The organism is Oleiphilus sp. HI0067, from assembly GCF_001635735.1.
The window spans coordinates 1-804 of the sequence record NZ_LWFI01000608.1 but is presented as its reverse complement, the minus strand read 5'-3'; the positions used below and the strand labels follow the sequence as shown (position 1 = coordinate 804).

Genomic DNA, 804 nt, shown 5'->3' with positions numbered 1-804 from the left:
CATATGTATGACACTGTTAAAGGGTCTGATTACATCGGTGACCAAGACGCGATTGAGTACATGTGTTCAGTTGGCCCTCAAGCGGTTTTCGAGCTTGATCATATGGGACTTCCTTTCTCTCGAACAGAAGAAGGTCGTATTTACCAGCGTCCGTTTGGCGGTCAATCAAAAGGGCCTGACAACCCAACTCAAGCGGCACGTACTTGCGCAGCGGCTGACCGTACTGGTCACGCTTTGTTGCATGCGCTTTATCAAGGTAACTTGAAAGGTGGAACGACATTCCTTAATGAATGGTATGCGGTAGATTTGGTTAAGAACCAGAAAGGTGCTGTTGTAGGCGTTATCGCTATCTGTATCGAAACTGGTGAGACGGTATATATCAAAGCGAAAGCGACTGTCATGGCGACAGGCGGTGCTGGTCGTATTTATGAATCGACTACGAATGCATTGATCAATACTGGTGATGGCATGGGTATGGCATTGCGTGCAGGCTTCCATGGTCAAGACATGGAAATGTGGCAGTTCCACCCGACTGGTATTTATGGCGCGGGTACTCTCGTTACTGAAGGTTGTCGTGGTGAAGGCGGTTACTTGATTAACAGTGAAGGTGAGCGTTTCATGGAACGTTATGCGCCGAATGCTAAAGACCTTGCTGGACGCGATGTTGTTGCGCGCTCTATGGTAATGGAGATTCTTGAAGGTCGTGGCTGTGGTCCGAAGAAAGACCACGTTCTTCTTAAGCTTGATCACCTGGGTGAAGAGACCTTGAATTTGCGCCTTCCTGGTATTTGTGAATTGTCGAAG

General features: G+C 48.1%; 1 protein-coding gene. It reads left to right on the top strand.

Annotated features, from left to right (window positions below; genetic code table 11):
- On the top strand, positions 1 to 804 hold an 804-nt coding region (locus tag A3739_RS06860), incomplete at both ends, for an FAD-binding protein (RefSeq protein WP_156502423.1).